The organism is Salipiger sp. HF18 (genome assembly GCF_011806505.1).
GTDB lineage: Bacteria > Pseudomonadota > Alphaproteobacteria > Rhodobacterales > Rhodobacteraceae > Salipiger > Salipiger thiooxidans.
This window is the reverse complement of the sequence record NZ_JAATOS010000891.1, coordinates 1-857: the sequence shown is the minus strand read 5'-3', so window position 1 is coordinate 857 and position 857 is coordinate 1. Positions and strand designations below refer to the sequence as shown.

The window sequence follows — 857 nt, the reverse complement described above, 5'->3', positions numbered from 1 at the left end:
AGCTGGACCAGACCACCCTTCTTGGGCGAGCCGTCAGGCTCCATCAGCGCGGTCTCGAGCGGTCTCCCGTCCACGAGGCGCGGGACGTCGCGATCGAACGGAAGGAAGCTGCCCGGCTCGATGCGGGCGAGGAAACGCCCCTCCGCATTGGGTTTCGGGATGACATCAGAGATCTTGGCGACAGCGAAATAGCCTTTCGGACCGGCCTTGACCGGCTCGTAGTAGACGATCCAGTCGCCCACGGCGTCCTTCATCGCCCTCAGGTAGGACCTAGGAAAATCGTAAACGACATCGGGCTCGTCCTCGTAGATCGAGTTGGCCTTGTGCAACAGAACCAGCTTCACCATGCGCCCAGGAAAGCGCTAAGCGATGGAAATGCAAGAGCCTTCGCGCACGACGGGCGGATCGAGGCAGGAAGTCTCGGCGACCGCCGGCTTCGAAACTGACCTTCACAGTCCACCCCTAGGCCAGCTGACCTAGCGCGCCCGGTCCGGGCGCGCTCAGTCCAGCAGGATGCTGACGCGGCGGTTCTGGCGGCCCTTGTTCTCGATCTTGCCGAGCCGCAGGCTGCCGATCTCGCCGGTGCGGGCGACGTGGGTGCCGCCGCAGGGCTGCAGGTCGACCTGATCGCGGCCCGCGCCGATGCGCACCAGCCGCACCGGGCCGCGACCGCGCGGGGGCTGGACCGTCATCGTCTTGACCAGCCCCGGGTTGGCGTCGAGCACCGACTCGTCGATCCAGTCCTCGCTTATCACGAGATCCCGGTCGACCAGCGCGTTCAGGGCGGCTTCGATCTGGTCACGGTCCTCGGGCGCGTCGGGCATGGCGAAGTCGAGTCGCCCCGAGCCCGCCGCGAT

The 857-nt window shown here is 66.6% G+C and carries 2 pseudogenes; both read right to left on the bottom strand.

The features are described from left to right. Window positions 1-347, bottom strand: a pseudogene (locus HC022_RS27790) (hypothetical protein); the annotation flags it as partial. 153 nt (window positions 348-500) lie between these two features. Beyond that, window positions 501-857 (bottom strand): annotated as a pseudogene (locus HC022_RS27785) (alanyl-tRNA editing protein); the annotation flags it as partial.